The organism is Zoogloea sp. (assembly GCF_041908905.1).
In the GTDB taxonomy this organism is placed as follows: Bacteria; Pseudomonadota; Gammaproteobacteria; order Burkholderiales; family Rhodocyclaceae; genus Zoogloea.
Window position 1 is genome coordinate 44,546 of record NZ_JAYREK010000021.1, and the last position, 17,104, is coordinate 61,649.

General features: G+C 66.6%; 16 protein-coding genes and 1 pseudogene. 6 read left to right on the forward strand and 11 right to left on the reverse strand.

The window, feature by feature from the left end:
• Positions 1 to 891, reverse strand: coding sequence for a fumarate reductase cytochrome b subunit (locus tag ACE3OU_RS12340; RefSeq protein WP_374241855.1), 891 nt, complete (start codon positions 889 to 891; stop codon positions 1 to 3).
• 260 nt (positions 892 to 1,151) lie between these two features.
• Between ACE3OU_RS12340 and ACE3OU_RS12345 the strand changes: the two are divergent.
• Positions 1,152 to 1,600 (forward strand): annotated as a pseudogene (locus ACE3OU_RS12345) (YaiI/YqxD family protein).
• Here ACE3OU_RS12345 and ACE3OU_RS12350 read toward each other — a convergent pair.
• The 3 genes from ACE3OU_RS12350 to ACE3OU_RS12360 are packed head-to-tail and all read right to left on the reverse strand — an operon-like array spanning position 1,592 to position 4,526.
• Positions 1,592 to 2,551 (reverse strand): cation diffusion facilitator family transporter, encoded by a 960-nt coding sequence (locus ACE3OU_RS12350; RefSeq protein ID WP_374241856.1) that lies wholly within the window; start codon positions 2,549 to 2,551, stop codon positions 1,592 to 1,594. The pseudogene ACE3OU_RS12345 and the gene ACE3OU_RS12350 overlap by 9 nt on opposite strands.
• Positions 2,548 to 3,627 carry a nitroreductase family protein gene (locus tag ACE3OU_RS12355; protein WP_374241857.1) on the reverse strand — a complete coding sequence of 360 codons (1,080 nt, stop codon included), beginning with the start codon at positions 3,625 to 3,627 and terminating at the stop codon, positions 2,548 to 2,550. Before ACE3OU_RS12355 ends, ACE3OU_RS12350 begins: the two co-directional genes overlap by 4 nt.
• Positions 3,628 to 3,647: 20 nt before the next feature.
• Entirely contained in the window at positions 3,648 to 4,526 is an 879-nt protein-coding gene (locus ACE3OU_RS12360; protein ID WP_374241858.1) for a ThiF family adenylyltransferase, read from the reverse strand.
• Between the two features lie 157 nt (positions 4,527 to 4,683).
• On the opposite strand from ACE3OU_RS12360, the gene ACE3OU_RS12365 reads away from it, so the two are divergent.
• From ACE3OU_RS12365 to ACE3OU_RS12375, 3 genes are all read left to right on the forward strand, one after another.
• Positions 4,684 to 5,967, forward strand: a complete 1,284-nt coding sequence (locus ACE3OU_RS12365) for an ABC transporter permease (protein WP_374241859.1) — start codon at positions 4,684 to 4,686, stop codon at positions 5,965 to 5,967.
• Positions 5,968 to 5,993: 26 nt separating this feature from the next.
• Positions 5,994 to 6,767, forward strand: coding sequence for a PEP-CTERM/exosortase system-associated acyltransferase (locus tag ACE3OU_RS12370; protein WP_374241860.1), 774 nt, complete (start codon positions 5,994 to 5,996; stop codon positions 6,765 to 6,767).
• 74 nt (positions 6,768 to 6,841) lie between these two features.
• Positions 6,842 to 7,663, forward strand: coding sequence for an NADPH-dependent oxidoreductase (locus tag ACE3OU_RS12375; protein ID WP_374241861.1), 822 nt, complete (start codon positions 6,842 to 6,844; stop codon positions 7,661 to 7,663).
• 369 nt (positions 7,664 to 8,032) lie between these two features.
• On the opposite strand, the gene sucD is transcribed toward ACE3OU_RS12375, so the two are convergent.
• The 3 genes from sucD to ACE3OU_RS12390 all read right to left on the reverse strand — a co-directional run bounded on the left by sucD (position 8,033) and on the right by ACE3OU_RS12390 (position 10,944).
• On the reverse strand, positions 8,033 to 8,926 hold the full coding sequence (gene sucD / locus ACE3OU_RS12380; RefSeq protein WP_153162753.1) for a succinate--CoA ligase subunit alpha: 894 nt from the start codon (positions 8,924 to 8,926) through the stop codon (positions 8,033 to 8,035).
• A gap of 11 nt (positions 8,927 to 8,937) precedes the next feature.
• Positions 8,938 to 10,098: an ADP-forming succinate--CoA ligase subunit beta gene (gene sucC, locus ACE3OU_RS12385; RefSeq protein ID WP_299907238.1), complete on the reverse strand. Its 1,161-nt coding sequence runs from the start codon at positions 10,096 to 10,098 to the stop codon at positions 8,938 to 8,940.
• Positions 10,099 to 10,392: 294 nt separating this feature from the next.
• Complete coding sequence (locus ACE3OU_RS12390; protein ID WP_374241862.1) at positions 10,393 to 10,944, reverse strand: DUF2889 domain-containing protein; 552 nt, start codon at positions 10,942 to 10,944, stop codon at positions 10,393 to 10,395.
• A gap of 391 nt (positions 10,945 to 11,335) precedes the next feature.
• On the opposite strand from ACE3OU_RS12390, the gene ACE3OU_RS12395 reads away from it, so the two are divergent.
• Positions 11,336 to 12,901, forward strand: coding sequence for a FimV family protein (locus ACE3OU_RS12395; protein ID WP_374241863.1), 1,566 nt, complete (start codon positions 11,336 to 11,338; stop codon positions 12,899 to 12,901).
• A 21-nt stretch (positions 12,902 to 12,922) separates the two neighbouring features.
• Here ACE3OU_RS12395 and ACE3OU_RS12400 read toward each other — a convergent pair whose 3' ends face one another.
• The gene (locus ACE3OU_RS12400; protein ID WP_374241864.1) at positions 12,923 to 13,669 is read right to left on the reverse strand and encodes a Nif3-like dinuclear metal center hexameric protein; all 747 of its coding nucleotides are present in this window, start codon (positions 13,667 to 13,669) and stop codon (positions 12,923 to 12,925) included.
• 68 nt (positions 13,670 to 13,737) lie between these two features.
• Between ACE3OU_RS12400 and ACE3OU_RS12405 the strand changes: the two genes are divergently transcribed.
• A complete protein-coding gene (locus ACE3OU_RS12405; protein ID WP_374241865.1) occupies positions 13,738 to 14,901 on the forward strand; it encodes a Do family serine endopeptidase in 1,164 nt (387 codons plus the stop codon).
• Between the two features lie 35 nt (positions 14,902 to 14,936).
• Here the strand turns inward: ACE3OU_RS12405 and ACE3OU_RS12410 are convergent, their stop codons facing one another.
• The 3 genes from ACE3OU_RS12410 to ACE3OU_RS12420 are packed head-to-tail and all read right to left on the reverse strand — an operon-like array spanning position 14,937 to position 16,869.
• Positions 14,937 to 15,998 (reverse strand): type I glyceraldehyde-3-phosphate dehydrogenase, encoded by a 1,062-nt coding sequence (locus tag ACE3OU_RS12410; RefSeq protein WP_374241866.1) that lies wholly within the window; start codon positions 15,996 to 15,998, stop codon positions 14,937 to 14,939.
• Positions 15,998 to 16,420: a DUF6691 family protein gene (locus ACE3OU_RS12415; protein ID WP_374241867.1), complete on the reverse strand. Its 423-nt coding sequence runs from the start codon at positions 16,418 to 16,420 to the stop codon at positions 15,998 to 16,000. The genes ACE3OU_RS12410 and ACE3OU_RS12415 overlap by 1 nt, the downstream gene beginning before the upstream one ends.
• 5 nt (positions 16,421 to 16,425) lie before the next feature.
• A complete protein-coding gene (locus ACE3OU_RS12420) occupies positions 16,426 to 16,869 on the reverse strand; it encodes a YeeE/YedE family protein (protein ID WP_374241868.1) in 444 nt (147 codons plus the stop codon).
• Positions 16,870 to 17,104: the final 235 nt, after the last annotated feature.

Sequence of the window (17,104 nt, forward strand, 5' to 3'; positions counted from 1 at the left end):
TCAGCGCCCCCGCAGGCTGATCGCCGGCGCCGCATCGGCGCCACCCGCCAGCGCCGCGGGCACGGACTCCGGCACGTAGGGCTCGCCGGCCCGGTCGGCGTGGGCGATGCCGAGCTGGATGTAGGCCAGCAGCGTGACCAGCCCGAGCCCCAGGAAGAACAGGCTGAAGCCGGTCTTCACCACGCGCAGGCGTCGCCGCGTGGCGGCCGGGTCGCGCCCTTCCAGCCAGCCCCACTTGAGGGCCAGGCGGTAGAGGCCGATGCTGCCATGCACCTCGACCATGAACAGCAGGATCAGATACAAGGGCCACAGGGTGCCGGTCCAGATGCGGTCGGCGGACTCGTAGGGGCCGATCGCCGCCGGCTGGGTGAGCATGCCATACAGGTGCACGGTGCCAAGAAAGAACAGCGCGAAGCCCGTCCACAGCTGGATCCACCACAGGCCGGTGTCGGCGTGGCGCAGCTGCGCCTTGTGGGCGGAGAAGGCCTTGTACTGGCGGAAGCTGGCCGGAAACTTGCGCATCGCCAGCCAGGCGTGCAGCACGAACACCGCCAGCACCCCCCCCACCACGCAGGAGACGACCCACGGCTGTGGCGTGCCGAACAGCCAGCCGGCCTCGAAGAAGCGGGCGACGCTGTAGAAGGCGTCCTGGCTGATCAGGATGCTCGACACGAAGAACATATGGGCGACGAGGAACAGCGCGAGGAACAGGCCCGACGCGCTCTGCAGCAGGTCCAGCCGGGCCGGCCAGCGGCTCCGGCGAGCCATGCGGGGGCGGGAGGCCTGAACCGCGGCGGCCGGTGCAGCGGCAGCCCCACCGCGGGATGACGCCGCGGCCGGCGTCAGGGGCGCGGCGTCGGCCAGCGCCCGGTGTTGGAGAGAACGATTCATGATGAGAAGACCACAACTGTTGCCCCGGGGCGGCGCGCCCGCGGGCCGATCCGGAGCGGCCCGGCGCCTGCTGCGCCCTTCCCGCCGTCCGCCGATACGCCTTGTCTCCTCGCATGCCGGTACGTGCCGGCTTGTCATGGCGTGAATGTAGCACGAATTTATTGCAGTGCAGCAATGCACGCCGACACGGCGGCCGGGCTGCAATGCCGCCAGCCCGCGCGGGTTACACTGCGCCCCTCCCACCACCATCCGTAAAGCTCATGCAGATCTGGATCGACGCCGACGCCTGCCCGACGGTCATCAAGGACATCGTCTTCCGCGCCGCCGAACGCCTCGGCATCGCCACCATCCTGGTGGCCAACCGCATGCTGCGCACGCCACCGTCGCGTTTCATCCGGGCGATCCAGGTGCCCGCGGGCTTCGACGTGGCCGACCGCCACATCGCCGAGCGGGTCGCGCGGGCGACCTGGTGATCACCGCCGACATCCCGCTCGCCGCCGCGGTGCTGGGGCGCCAGGCCCATGCCCTCAACCCGCGGGGCGAGATGTACTCGTCCGCCAACATCGCCGAACACCTGGCGATGCGAAACTTTATGGAGGGGCTGCGGGAGAGCGGCGTGCAGACGGGCGGCCCGGCGGCCCTGGGTAACGGCGACCGGCAGGCCTTCGGCGCCGCGCTCGACCGCTTCCTGGCCCGCCGCTCAGGCTGAGGCGCCGCCGGGCGGCGGCAGCCGGGTCGGCCGGACACAGCCGTCGTCGATGCCGTCCAGCTCGATCTGGATGGTGGGATGGTTGATGTGGAAACGGTGGGCGAGGCCCTCGGCCAGCGCCACCACGAAGGCATCGCCCGGATGGCCGGCGGGCATCACCAGGTGGGCGGTGAGGGCCACGTCGGAGGTGCCGAGCGCCCACACGTGGAGGTCGTGTACGTCGACGACCCCGGGCTTGGCGAGCAGCCAGGCGTGCACCTCGACGAGATCGATGCCCTCCGGCACGCCGTCGAAGGCGAGGTGCAGCGACTGGCGGAACAGGCTCCAGGTGCCGAGCACGATCACCACCGCGATGGCCAGGCTCACCAGCGGGTCAAGCCAGCCCCAGCCGAACTGCAGGTACAGCAGGCCCGCCGCGACCACCCCCAGCGACACCAGCGCGTCCCCCGCCATGTGCAGGAAGGCGCCGCGGATGTTGAGATCGGTCTGGCTGCCCGCCATGAACAGCCAGGCGGTGAGGCCATTGACCAGCACTCCGACCGCCGCCACGACGATCACCGTCCCGCCCGCCACCGGCTCGGGCGCCTGCAGGCGCTGCACCGCCTCGAAGGCCAGCGCGCCCATCGCGAAGATCAGCAACAGCGCGTTGGCCAGGGCCGCCAGGATCGAGGCGCGCATCCAGCCGTAGGTGCGCCGGTGGGTCGGGCGCAGGCCGCCGGCGAGGGACGCCCCCCAGGCCAGCACCAGCCCGGCCACGTCGGAGAGGTTGTGCCCCGCATCGGCGAGCAGCGCCAGGGAGCCCGACAGCCAGCCATATACCCCCTCGACGACAACGAAGCCCAGGTTGAGGGCGATGCCCAGCGCGAAGGCCCGGTTCCAGCCAGCGGGCGCGGCCTGGTGCTGGTGGTGACCATGCCCGTGGTGGGCATGATCGTGATGGGCGTGGCTCACGGGGCAGGCTGCATCAGCTCATCGAGCCCCTTGCGCAGCGACCGCGAACGGGGCGGATCGGACACCCCGACACGGCAGAAGAAGGTGAGCCCCTGCTCCGGCCCGAAGCCGCCCAGGCGCTCGAACTCCTCGGCCAGCGCGAGGGCCCCCTGGGCGATCTCGGGCAATGCCGAGAACGACTTGCCCTGGCGGGCATACCAGCGAAAGATCAGCGGCGTCATCTGGGGCTGCAGGTGCAGGCCGACCGCGGCCGCCGTCAGCCACACCCGCTGCAGCGCGACACCGCCGCGGACGTGGTCCTCGATGCTCCGGGCGGGCACGTCGGCGCGGATCAGCACGTGGGCGGCACAGGCCCGCGCCGGAATGTAGTCGAGCTGGACCCGCGGCGCGATGGTGCCGAACAGGTAGGTATTGAAGAACTTGACCCGCCCCCAGCTGGCCATCACCCACTCCATCAGGCGGGCCGTGGCGGGATCGACGCCCACCGCCTGCTCGGGGATGCGATCCTTGCTGAAGCGGGTGCGCCACTCGATGATCTCCTTGTGCACCGGGTAAGCCTCGGGGCAGATCAGGCGCAGGTAGGCGCTGCGCCACAGGAAACCCGCCACCGCCTTGCGCTCCGCGGAGGACTCGAAGAACTGGGCGGAGTAGCCCGGGCCGGGCGCCGCCGCCAGCGCGGCCCGCTGGGCCGGGCTGAGGGGCGTGGTGCGCATCGCGCGGCGCTGCACGACGCGGGACTCGATGTAAGGCAGCAGCGGGTCGGGGGCGATGCCCGGCCGGGCCTCGAGACGGACATCGAACACCGGCGCCCGCTCAGGCGAGCCGACCCGCAACGCCCAGCTGGCCGCCAGCCCCTCGCCGGTGGCGGCGATGCGCAGGGTTTCGAGCAGCGCGCCATGGGCCATGTGGCTGGCGTGGCCGTTGAAATCGTAGAGACACCAATCACGGGTGTCGCTGCCATGCACGACGAGATGGTCGTCGCCCGCGATCTCGAAGCGCCAGGGCTGGGTGTTGTCGCCACTGGGGGCCCAGCGGGCCAGGTCGAGGATCTTGAGGAGGGTTTCGCGACTGGCCATGGAGAAGTCTCCGGAGGGCTTCAGCGGCGCATCGCGCGCAACTGGCGGCGCGCGATGAACAGGCCGATCTGCTGAAGCGGGTTGCGGTTGCCGCCCGGCCGCCAGGTTTTCACGTAGCGGTTGCGGTAGGCGTCGAACTGGAAGCCCCAGGGGGCGCACAGCACCTTGCCGCGGCCGAGGAGGATCTTGAGCACCTCGACGGCAGCCACCCCGGCACACAGCTGGCAGGCGGCCCCCGTGCTGGGACCACGCCGCTCGGAGAAGTTCACCCGCGACGGGTCGGCCAGGTAGCCGCGGTTGAGCATCGCCGGCGACAGCCCGAGCACGAAGCGGACCGCCATTTCGTCCTCGTCGCAGCCCTCGAAGCGGAAGTACTCCTCGAAGCTCATGTGGCCGGGCAGGAAGGACAGCACCGCCGTCCCCATACCCAGCGGGGCCGCGGTGACGGCCGGGATGCCGCGCTCGTGGCAGGCCTTGAAGGTGTCCCGGCGGGCCTTGAAGGCGAAGAAGTCGAGGCCGTCCACGTAGACGTCGACGCCGTCCAGGAAATCGCCCAGGTTGGCCTCATTGACGCCGCCTGGAAAGATGCGGATGTCGAGCTCGGGGTTGATGTCCCGAGCCATCTCGGCCATCACCTCGACCTTGGGACGGTCGAGGGTGGACATCATCGCGCCGGCCTGGCGGTTGAAGTTGACGAGGTCGAAGCGGTCCATGTCGGCGATCGTGAACGCACCGACCCCCAGCCGCGCGAGGGTCAGCAGATGGACGCCGCCGACGCCGCCGGCTCCGGCAATCGCGATCCGCTTACCGCGCAGGGCCGCCTGCTCGGCTTCGGTCACCCACCCGATGTTGCGGGAGAAGGCTTCTTCATAGCGAAAGGGTTTTTTGGCTGGAGACATGCAACCTGTATCCGTCACACGGGGAAGCAGTATCATACGATAGTTCGGCCAGCCAGCCGCATGGAGCATGCCGGCCGAGAGCGGCTCAGGCCAACGGGCCCGTCCGCCCCTGCCCCGGCATGGTCCGGCAACCCACTCACGCAGCCCCTCGATTGCCATGCACGTCGACAACGCCCCGCAAAGCAGCCCGCGTCCGCAGCGCCACGCCGCGACCCCGGTCTATGCCGCCACCGTGAAGCTCGCGGTGCGCAACATCCTCCGCCAGAAGTTCCGCACCGGCATGACCCTCGCCGCGATCATGTTCGGGGTGGTGAGCCTGGTGCTGGCGGGGGGCTTCGTCGCCGACATCTTCATCCAGCTCGGCGAAACCATCATCCATTCCCAGACCGGACACCTGCAGCTGTTCAAGCCGGACTTCCTCGAGAAGGGAAGCCGCTACCCGGAACGCTTCCTGATCGACAAGCCCGAGGAGATCGCAAAGAAGATCTCCGCCCACCCCGAGGTCGATGCGGTGATGGGCCGCGTGTATTTTGCCGGCCTGCTCAACAACGGCCGGCGCGACCTGCCCATCATCGGCGAGGGCGTCGAGCCCGACAAGGAGGCGAAGCTCGGCAGCCTGCTCAAGATCGTCGAAGGCCAGCAGCTCCGCGACCAGGACACCGACGGCGTGCTCGTCGGCCAGGGCGTGGCCCACTCCCTCGGCCTCAAGCCCGGCGACTCCGTAACCCTGGTCATGAACGCCGCCGAAGGCGCGATGAACACCCTCGACTTCCGGGTGGTGGGCATCTTCCAGAGCTTCTCCAAGGAGTTCGACGCCCGCGCGGTGCGCATTCCGCTGGCGGCCACCCAGGAGCTGCTGCAGGTGAAGGGCGTCAACCAGATCGTGGTGGCGCTCCACCGCACCGAAGACACCGACCAGATGCTCGCCAGGCTGAACGCCGAATTCAGCGGCACCTCCTTCGACCTGCGCAGCTGGCGCACCCTGTCCGACTTCTACGACAAATCCGTGCAGCTCTACGATGCCCAGTTCGGGGTGCTGCGCCTGATCATCCTGCTGATGGTGCTGCTGTCGGTGACCAACAGCGTCAACATGAGCGTCTTCGAGCGCCAGGGCGAGTTCGGCACCATGCAGGCGCTGGGCAACCGCCACCGGGACATCATCCGGCTGATCCTCGTCGAATGCACGATCCTCGGCCTGGTCGGCGCCGTGGCAGGCGCCCTGCTGGGCATGCTGCTGGCGCTGGTCATCTCGGCCATCGGCATCTCGATGCCGCCCCCGCCCAATGCGAACATCGGCTACATGGCCTTCATCCGGATCGTCCCCGCGACGGTGATCGGTGCGTTCTTCGTCGGTTTCATCGCCACGGTGCTGGCCTCGGTCTACCCTGCATTCAAGGTCTCGCGCATTCCGGTCGTAGATGCCTTGAGGCAGAACGTTTGAACTGACACATAAAGGGCCTTCTAGCCATGTCCTTACTCGATAGGTTCAGCCTGGGCGAAGGCTTCCGCAAATACTTCCAGGTCGAAGCCGCGTTCAGCGACACGCTGCGCGATGCCGTCTACGGAATCCGCCACGAGGTGTACTGCGAGGAGCTCGCCTTCGAGCCCGTACGCCCCGACCGCCGCGAAACCGACGAATACGACCGGCACAGCCTGCACTGCCTGCTGCGCAGCTCGAACGATCCGTCCACCCTGGTCGGTTGCAACCGTCTGGTGCTCGCCCGCCCGGAAGACCCGGATTTTCCGCTGCCCTTCGAGCACACCTGCCGGGCCACCCTCGACCGCTCGATCATCGACCCGGCCCGCCTGCCGCGGCACACGATCGCCGAGGTTTCGCGCCTCGCGGTCCGCGCCCAGTACCGGCGCCGGAAGGGTGAGACCAAGACGGCGCTGGCCCTCAGCGACGACGACTTCGGCACCAAGGATCAGCCCCGCTTCCCCTACATCCCGATCGGCCTCTACCTGGCGGTGATCGCCCTCGCGAAGCGCGAGGGCGTGGAAACCCTGTTCATGCTAACCGAGCCGAGGCTGGCCGACCACTTCGCCAAGCTCGGCGTGCGGATCACCCAGATCGGCGGCCCGGTCGAGCACCGCGGCATCCGCGTACCCTCGATGATGAACGCCACCGATGTCATCAACCGGCTGCGCTTCTTCGTCAAACCCATCTGGCGGGTCGTCGTCGAGGAGATCGACGCCGGCTATGCCGCGCTGGGCCGGCCGGCCTTCCTGCCGCCACGCTGAGGGGCGCTCCGGGCGTAGAATTCCGGTTGCCCGCCGGCCCTGCCGGCCTCACCGGAATCACCCCAGGAACCCTGATGAACACCCGCGTCTCCCTCTACCAGGCCCGTTACGGGTCGCCCGAGGTCACGGTGCCGAGCGCCGGCTCGGCCCTGATCGATCAGCTCCTCGCCCACCGTTCGGTGCGCGCCTACCTGCCCGACCCGGTCAGCGACGACACCCTCTCCGCCATCATCGCGGCCGCCCAGTCGGCAGCAAGCTCCTCCAACCTGCAGGCCTGGAGCGTCGTCGCGGTGCGGGACACAGAGCGCAAGAGCCGGCTCGCCAGCCTGGCCGGCGAGCAGGAACATATCCGCCAGGCCCCGCTGCTCCTCGTCTGGCTGGCCGACCTGGCCCGCCTGGAGCGGGTCGCCGGCAAGGTCGGCGAAGCCTGCGCCGGGCTGGATTACCTCGAAATGCTCGAAGTCGGCGTGATCGACGCCGCCCTGGCCGCCCAGAACGCGGTGGCCGCCGCCGAGTCCCTCGGGCTGGGCACCGTTTACATTGGCGGCATGCGCAACCAGCCCGAGGCCGTCGCCGCCGAACTGGCCCTGCCACCGCGAGTGATCGCCGTGTTCGGCCTCTGCGTCGGCACGCCGGACCCGCAGGCGCAGGCCAGCGTCAAGCCGCGCCCGCCGCAATCCGTGGTGCTGCACCAGGAGCGCTATTCCCTGCCCGCCCAGGATGACGGGCTCGCCCAATACGACGGAGCCATGAGCGCGTTCTACGCCAGCCAGGGGATGAAGGTCCGCGGCACCTGGTCGAATCACTCCGCCAAACGCATCCGCGACGCCGGCGCGCTGAGCGGGCGCGACCGACTGGTGGAGGCCCTCCACCGCCTGGGCTTCCCGCTCAAGTAAGCGCCAGCGGCGACGCTCGAAAAAGCGGGCGTCGCATCACCGATGAGATCGCTCATCGGAAATGGACGCCCTCCAAGTCGGATCGCCTGATCAGGCCGGCCCGCAACCAGGCCGGCCAACCAATACCTAGCAATAACCGGGCCACAAGAGCCGGGCGTCTGCCATACGGCACGCCAGGCGGACCCGCCAGGCTCCGGCCGCCAACCCAGCCCCCCAAAAAAGAGACTCGCCTCCCCGTGACCGCACCGGCATAGTGCTTCACGCCCCAAACCGGAGCCTGACGCGAGCCATCGCCCATCCCGGTCCACAAAGAAAAACCGCGCCGGAGGCGGCTGCCTCGGGCGCGGTCGGGAGCAGGCGTGAAGCCGCTTACAGCATGGCCTTCAGCAGCTTGCCCATTTCGGACGGGTTGCGGGTGACCTTGAAGCCGCACTCTTCCATGATGGCGAGCTTGGCGTCGGCGGTGTCGGCACCGCCGGAGATCAGCGCGCCAGCGTGGCCCATGCGCTTGCCGGCCGGCGCGGTGACGCCAGCGATGAAGCCGACGATCGGCTTCTTCATGTTGGCCTTGCACCACATGGCCGCTTCGGCTTCGTCCGGGCCGCCGATTTCGCCAATCATGATGACGGCATCGGTGTCGGGGTCGTCGTTGAACATGCGCATCACGTCGATGTGCTTCAGACCGTTGATCGGGTCACCACCGATGCCGACGGCGGAAGACTGGCCCAGACCGATTTCGGTCAGCTGGGCGACGGCTTCGTAGGTCAGGGTGCCGGAGCGGGAAACCACGCCGATGCGACCCTTGCGGTGGATGTGGCCCGGCATGATGCCGATCTTGATTTCATCGGGGGTGATGAGGCCGGGGCAGTTCGGGCCGAGCAGCAGGGTCTTCTTGCCACCGGCGGCTTCCTTGGCCTTCATCTTGTTGCGCACTTCCAGCATGTCGCGGACCGGAATGCCTTCGGTGATGCAGATCGCCAGATCCAGGTCGGCCTCGACGGCTTCCCAGATCGCGGCAGCGGCGCCAGCGGGCGGCACGTAGATCACGGAGACGGTGGCACCGGTTTCGGCAGCGGCTTCCTTGACGGAACCGTAGATGGGCACGTCGAGGATCTTCTCGCCGGCCTTCTTCGGGTTGACGCCGGCGACGAAGCAGTTCTTGCCGTTGGCGTACTCGATGCACTTTTCGGTGTGGAACTGACCGGTCTTGCCGGTGATGCCCTGGGTGATGACCTTGGTGTCTTTGTTGATCAGGATGGACATTCGGTAACTCCTTACTTGACCGCGTCGACGATCTTCTGGGCCGCTTCGGCCATGGTGTCGGCAGCAATGATCGGGAGGCCCGAATCACGCAGGATCTGCTTGCCGATGTCTTCGTTGGTGCCCTTCATGCGGACGACCAGCGGAACCGACAGATGCACTTCACGGGCCGCGGTGACCACGCCGGTGGCGATGGTGTCGCAGCGCATGATGCCGCCGAAGATGTTGACGAGAATGCCCTTGACCTTGGGGTTCTTGAGCATGATCTTGAAGGCTTCGGTCACCTTCTCGGTGGTGGCGCCGCCGCCCACGTCGAGGAAGTTGGCCGGCTCGGCACCGAACAGCTTGATGGTGTCCATGGTGGCCATGGCCAGACCGGCACCGTTCACGAGGCAGCCGATGTTGCCGTCGAGGGAGATGTAGGCCAGATCGAACTTGGAGGCTTCGATCTCGTCGGCGTCTTCTTCATCGAGGTCGCGCATGTCGACGATCTCGGGGTGACGGTAGAGGGCGTTGGAGTCGAAGTTGAACTTGGCGTCCAGAGCCTTGATGGTGCCGTTGCCTTCCAGGATCAGCGGGTTGATTTCCGCCAGGGAAGCATCGGTTTCCATGTAGCAGGTGTAGAGCTTCTTCAGGGTGTCGACGGCGAAGGCGACGGAGGCCTCCGGAACGCCGATACCGCGAGCCAGGATCTCGGCCTGGGCGTCGGTCAGACCGACCAGCGGATCCACGAATTCCTTCAGGATCTTCTCGGGCGTGCTGTGGGCGACTTCCTCGATGTCCATACCGCCTTCGGAGGAAGCCATCACGGCAACCTTCTGGGTGGCACGATCGGTGAGCACGGCGACGTAGTATTCTTTTTTGATGTCGGCGCCTTCCTCGATCAGCAGGTTGCGCACCTTCTGGCCTTCCGGGCCGGTCTGGTGGGTCACCAGCTGCATGCCGAGGATGGCTTCGGCGTTGGTCCGCACTTCGTCGAGCGAACGGGCCAGCTTGACACCGCCGCCCTTGCCGCGGCCGCCCGCGTGGATCTGGGCCTTCACGACCCAGACCTTGCCGCCGAGATCTTCGGCAGCCTTGACCGCCGCATCGACGGAAATGCAGTGGAAGCCCCGCGGCGTGACGACGCCATACTTCCTCAGTAGTTCTTTTGCCTGATACTCATGAATTTTCATGGTTGCCCTTCGATCGAAGTCTTAGCCTGTACGGCCGCTTACGCTTGGTTGATGGGACTCTTCGGAGCCCTTGAGGCTCCGCGACGTCTGCGCCGTTCTCCCTCGTCCAACGCAGACACCGCCCTGCACCCTGGAAGCCTGCCGGCGTCGGCATCCGCTCCCGGGAGACAAGCCTACACGACCGTGCCCGGAACATCCGGGCAAGACCGTACTCAGCGCCTGTAATTATAAATTATACACAAAACATCGCGTTCAACCTCTTTCGCGCTGGCCTGCCGGGCGCGGGTACGCCCATCACGCATCGGTCGGCTCGCGGTACCAGCGCGGGTAGTACTGCAGAACGGTTGGCGAACTCGTCTCGAGGGCGTGGCAGCGGTCGAGCTGGAACGGCTTATCGCCGCTGTCGTCGTTCTCGCGGCGAAAGGTGGCGAAGGTCTGGATCGCCGCGGTCGGCAAGGAAAACAGCAGCTCGGTGAGGTGGGAGCACCCCCGCACATCGGCGAACATCTCGCTCACCGTGCGCCGGAATCCGCGCAGCAGGTTGAGCCCGACCAGCCGCCGATAGGCCGGCCCGATGGTGTCGCAGGCGCCGGGATAGGGAACCCAGTCGGAGCAGGCCTCCACGTCGATGATCGAGAAGTTCTTGTCGAGCGTCACCCGAACCATCAGATCATGCAGTGGATCTCCGTGCTTGCGCAGGCCGGAGGCCAGCTGCATGTCCCTGTCCTTCAGGTCGGTGAGACGGGCATCCAGTTCGAGCAAACCGTCCTCGCGGAGAAACCCCTCCACCTCGATCCGACGGAGGTGGGCACGCGAGCGGGCAACTTTAGGCAGGGAGAGTGGCATGGCAAATCGAAAGAAGACAAAATTCGTAAAAAGGCGCGTCAGAGGTCTCGCGCGCAACACAAGGGCGCAATTCACAGCCGACAAGATCCGGCGACAGTGCCCAAACTTCTTTAGAATACTGTAGCTTTGCCGTTTACACGCATGCTTGATTGATCCTGCCCCGGCCAACCCAGTCAACACCGGCACTTCGCGCCGGAGCGACCACTCACTCTTGATGAACAGTCCGCGCAAGCCGCTTTCCCTGCTCATTGCCCTGCCAATCTCCCTGGGGAGCCTCTCCGCCGGGGCAGTGGGGTTGGGCGACCTGACCGCCGGGTCGAGACTGGGTGAGCCGCTCCGGGCCGAAATCAGACTGCTCAATATGGGCGGTGCGGAGTTCGATCCGGCTTGCGTGCGCCGTGCCAGCACGCCGGACGACGACCTCCCCTGGGTCCGCTCCGCCCGCTTCCGGGTAGCCGGCAACAAGCTGATCGTCACCACCCGCGAGCCACTGAACCATCCGATCGCGATGCTCGGTGTCCAGCTCGGGTGTGAGAACCCGGTCCGGCGTGACTATCCGATCCTGCTCCAGCCCCCGGTGGGGCGAAACGCCGACGTCTCCCCTCCCGAAGCCGCCCCGGCCCAGCCTGTGGGCACCCCGGCAGCGGCGTCGCCGCGGCAGGCACGCCCCCGCGCCACCACCGCCCCGGAGATCCACGCTTCGTTGGCAGTGCCGGCGCCCCCCCGGCAGCCGCGACCGCGCCGGTCGGACCACCCGCAGGCGCAGCGTCCGGTGCCCTCGGGCTCAGACCGCCTGATCCTCGGCAGCGGCGCAGAAGCAGGGCTCGCACCGCTCCGCATGAGCCTGCTGCTCTCGAGCCCGCCCAGCGGCGACGAGGCGGACGGCACCCGGCAGGCCTTGCGCCAGGAACAGCGGACCCTCGCCGAGATCGATGACCGGATCTCCGCCCAGCTGGAAGTCGACGAAAAGATCCGGCGCCTCGAGGAGTATCAGAAGATGCTCAAGGAGCGCGTCGCCCAGCTCGACCAGCACAAGCCCGTCTCGCCGGCGAGCGCTCCGCCCAGCCCCCCGACCGCCGCCGCACAGCCCCCCGCCCTGGACACCCTCCTCGGCACCCTCAAGGAGTGGGGCCCGGCAGCGGGAGGCGTGGCGGCGGTCGTCGCAGGCCTCGGCGCACTGGCCTGGATGCGTCGCCGCCGGAAGGCCGAGGAAGCCGAGATGACGACGGAGCCGGCCTTCGAGACCGACATCGGCGCCAGCGCGCCGCCCCACACCACCGTCAACCGACCGAAACGCGAGGAACCGGCCGAGATGCGGGCGATGCCGCCCGTCCAGCACTCCGTCGCTCCGATGCCGCCGGCCGACACCTCGGCCGAATGGGTCGACCCGACCTTCGCGCCCCCCCACCCGATCCCCTTCGACGAGACGGTGGACGAACAGGACTCCGCCCTCGAACTGGCCGAGATCATGATGTCCTTCGGCCGGACCCAGGGCGCTGCGGAAACCCTCGCCGACTACATCCGGAACAACCCCCGGCAAGCGGTCAAACCCTGGCTCAAGCTGCTCGACGTCTATCACGTCGCCGGCATGCGCGCCGAGTTCGAGGCTCTGACGCGGCAGCTCAACAAGACGTTCAACGTCAAGATGGTGAGCTGGAACGACTTCAAGGCCGTCCGCACGGCCCCGGCCGACTCCGTCGAGCAGATGCCCCACATCATCCAGCGCCTGCAGGAGCTCTGGGGCACCCAGGAGGCGCAGGCGTACATCCACCAGATCCTGCGCGACAACCGCGACGGCACGCGCCAGGGTTTCCCCCTAAGTGTCGTCGAGGAGCTGCTGCTGCTGCTGTCCATCCTCGACAGCGAACTCGGCGCCTACAAGCCGCCCTCGGAAGAGCCCGCGCTGGAGCCCATGGTCAAGTCCGAGCCCGACACCGAGCTGCGCATCGACTTCTGAGCCTCCGCCCCTGGTCAGGCGTCACACCGGGTTGTCCACCTCGACGAACTCCGCTTCGATCCCGAACTCCCGCGCCAGATGCGCACCAAGGGCCTGGACCCCGTAACGCTCGCTGGCATGATGGCCGATCGCCAGATAGGCCACACCGGACTCCCGCGCCAGGTGGGTCGTCTGCTCGGAGACCTCACCAGACACAAAACAATCGACACCGGTGGCGATCGCCTGCTCGAAAAAGCCTTGCGCGCCGCCGGTACACCACGCCACACGCCGCACCTCCTGGCTGCCCTCCCCCAGCATCAGGGGCTCCCGCCCAAGCCGGGCAGCAGCGCTCCGGGCCAGTACATCCAGCCTGAGCGGGTGGGCCAGGGCGCCCGTCCAGCCCAGATCCTGGTCACCGAAACGCCCGTCGGGCTCCCAGCCCATGAGCCTGCCGAGCTGCGCATTGTTGCCCAGCTCGGAATGCGCATCAAGGGGCAGGTGGTAGGCGATCAGGTTGATGTCATGCCCGATCAGGGTCGCCAGACGCTTCCGGCGCATGCCGGTGACCCGCCCGTCCTCGCCCCGCCAGAAATACCCATGATGCACCAGCACCGCGTCGGCGCCCCGCGCCACCGCCGCATCGAGCAGCGCCTGGCTGGCGGTCACACCGCAAACGATGCGCCTCACCTGCCCGCGTCCTTCCACCTGCAAGCCGTTTGGGCAATAATCCTTGAAACGCGCGACCTCCAGCAGGGTATCCAGATAGCGCAACAATTCGGCTCGTTCCATGAGCGGCCCCCTATAAACCAAGCATTATCTCAACGCGCATTGCTGCGCTCTCGGTGGCAGATTTTACGATGCATCGCCTGTGGATGATCTTTGCTCAGACGGTCACGATATCGGTGGCGATCCTCTTTGTGGTCACCACGCTCCGGCCGGACTGGCTCGGAGAGCGCAATACCCCGCCGGCCGTCACCATTCAGGAAGCCATCGCCCCCGGCAGCGTCCCCGCCGCCCGGGCGCCCAGTTCCTATGCCGATGCCGCCCGCCTGGCCCTGCCTTCGGTCGTGCACATCTTCACCAGCAAGGAAATCAAGTCCCAGCGCCATCCCTTTGCGGACGATCCGCTGTTCCGCCATTTCTTTGGCGACCGGCTCGACAACCAGCCCCAGCAACGCGCCTCCGGGCTCGGCTCCGGCGTCATCGTGTCACCGGAAGGTTACGTCCTGACCAACAACCACGTGATCGAAGGCGCCGACGACATCGAGGTCGCCCTCAACAACGGCCGCAAGCTCCCGGCACGCATCGTGGGACGCGACCCCGAATCAGACCTCGCCGTGCTGCAGATCAAATCCGGCGGCAAGCTGCCCGCCATCACCTTCGGCCATACCGACCAGCTGCATGTCGGCGACGTCGTGCTGGCCATCGGCAACCCCTTCGGCGTGGGGCAGACCGTCACGATGGGGATCGTGTCCGCGCTGGGCCGCTCCCACCTGGGCATCAACACCTTCGAGGACTTCATCCAGACCGACGCCGCGATCAATCCCGGCAACTCGGGTGGTGCGCTGATCGACGCCAGCGGCAACCTCGTCGGCATCAACTCGGCCATTTATTCGCGCACCGGCGGCTCGCTGGGGATTGGCTTTGCGATACCCGTCTCCCTGGCGCGCAACGTCATGGAACAGATCATACAGACCGGCTCGGTCACCCGCGGCTGGATCGGTGTCGAAGTGCAGGCCATCACGGGCGAACTCGCCGAGTCTTTCGGGCTGCCCTCCAGTGACGGCACCCTGATCTCCGGCGTCATGCGCGGCAGCCCGGCCGATCGGGCGGGCATTCAGCCCGGCGACGTCCTGCTTACCGTGGATGGGCGCAAGGTAAATGATCCCCAGTCCATGCTGGAAGCCATCGCCGCGTTGCGGCCGGGCCAGAAGGCCGACTTCGAGCTGCGCCGCGGCAAGGCCGGCATCAACCTGAAAGTCGAGATCGCCCGACGCCCCGCCCTGTCCCGGGGAGACTGAGCGCACCGATCCCAGCGACATCGAAGCCTGCGGGCTCAGGCCGCGCTGGCCACCTGCGCGCGGATCCGGTCTCGCCAACACGACGCCACGTCGAGCATGCGGTTGGCAAAACCCCATTCGTTGTCAAACCAGACCAGGAAGTTCAGCATCCGATCACCGCTGAGACGAATCTGCTGGCCATCAATGATGGACGAGTGAATGCTGTGATTGAAATCGATCGACGCATGTGGCTCCGCCGTGAAGGCAATCCTGCCGGAACCGCAGCCGCCTGAAGCGCCCCGCAGCAGGGCCGACACCTCGGCCATTCCCACCGGGCGACGCAGGCTCACCACGAGATCGATCGCCGACACATTGACGACAGGAACCCTGATGGCCTTCGCCTCAACCTTCCCCTCCAGCATGGGCAGGAAGCGGACCACCCCCTTGGCCAGGCCCGTCGCCACCGGAATCATCGACTGCATGGCCGACCGCGTGCGATGCAAATCCGCATGGTGATAGCCGTCGATGAGTGGCTGATCGTTCATCACCGAATGCAAGGTCGTCAACAAGACCTGCTCGAGTCCGTAAGCCTCCTCGAGCAGCGCAAGCACGGGAACGATCGCATTGGTCGTGCACGAGGCGGCCGAAACGATACGCTCCTTGCCGCAGAGAACCGTCTCGTTGAAGCCATAGACCACGGTCTGGTCCACATCCGCCGCACTGTGACCAGGATGAGACAACAGCACGCGACGGCATCCGGCGGTCAGAAAGGCCTCCAGCTGATGACGATAGCTATACTGCCCTGACGCCTCGATCAGGATGTCCACGTCCAGTTCGGCCCAGGGCACGCCATCCGGGGTCGAGGCATGAAAGACCGGAATCACTGCGCCGTCGATCACCAGCCTGTCATCGACGACCTCTACCTCCCCCGGAAACCGACCATGGGTCGAATCGAAGCGGGTGAGATAGGCGATGCTCGCCAGATCGGCGGGGTCGTTGATGGCGACGACGACGAAATTCCTTCTAGAAACCGACTCCGTCAAGGCACGCAGGAAACAACGCCCGATCCTGCCATACCCATTGATGGCAATCCGCAGGGGGCGCAGCTCGCTGTCCATCACTTGGAAACCTGCGCTGCGCCAGAACGATCAGATGAACCCAACCGGCCTGCCACGATCATGCCTACCGCCATCGCGGCCACATAACCCAAGGCAGACGCACTGCCACGAGCAGCGACGACCAATGCAGGCCCCGGACAATATCCGGACAACCCCCAGCCGACTCCAAACAGTGCGCTCCCGAGGAGGAGCTTGCCGTCAATCGGGGCACTCACGCGGCGGTCTGGCTCCCGGCGGATCACCCATTGAAAAACCGGCAGAGCGACACACACGGCGCCCCCCATCACCAGCGCCAGCGATGGATCCCAGGCGCCGCCAATATCAAGAAAACCCTGCACTTTGGAAGGGTTGGTCATTCCAGACAGCAGGAGTCCGATCCCAAAAATCAGGCCGGAAAACAATGGCGACAACAACTTCAACATGGGCTTCACGCCGCTCCCCCTGAAACGCCTCGTACGACGGCAACCGTCACCATCCCCGCAGCCATGAACGTCAATACAGCCACCAACGACCGGGGTGACAGCCGGGACAAGCCGCAAACACCATGACCGCTGGTACATCCGCTCGCCATCCGCGTACCGTAACCCGTCAGAAAACCGGCAAGCAACACACCCCAGACCGACAAGTCAAAGCGGGGACGATACGCCTCCATTCCCGGCATGAGCCAGGGCGCAGTCAGCATGCCGAGCAGAAACAGCAGCCGCCAGCCACCGGCCTGCATGGCCTGCCCCATCAATGCCTCACCGAAGATACCACTGATGCCCGCAATACGACGACACGCGAGAAACAGGATGCTCGCGGCCAGGCCAATGAAGCATCCGCCCACCAGGGACATCAATGGCGTAAAGCTCTCATAGTCGATCGTAATCAAAAAAACCTCTTTTCTCGACAGACCTCGACAGGCAACTTTCGTCCCAGCGCACAACAACCCAGGACTTCTGGAGAGAGCACCTGCGACTTTCTCCACTTTTTTATCTTAAAAAGCGAAACCCCCTGCAGCGTTTGCTGCAGGGGGTTTGCATGGGGTTAGTCTGACGATGACCTACTTTCACGCACGGGTGTGCACTATCATTGGCGCGGTCTCGTTTCACGGTCCTGTTCGGGAT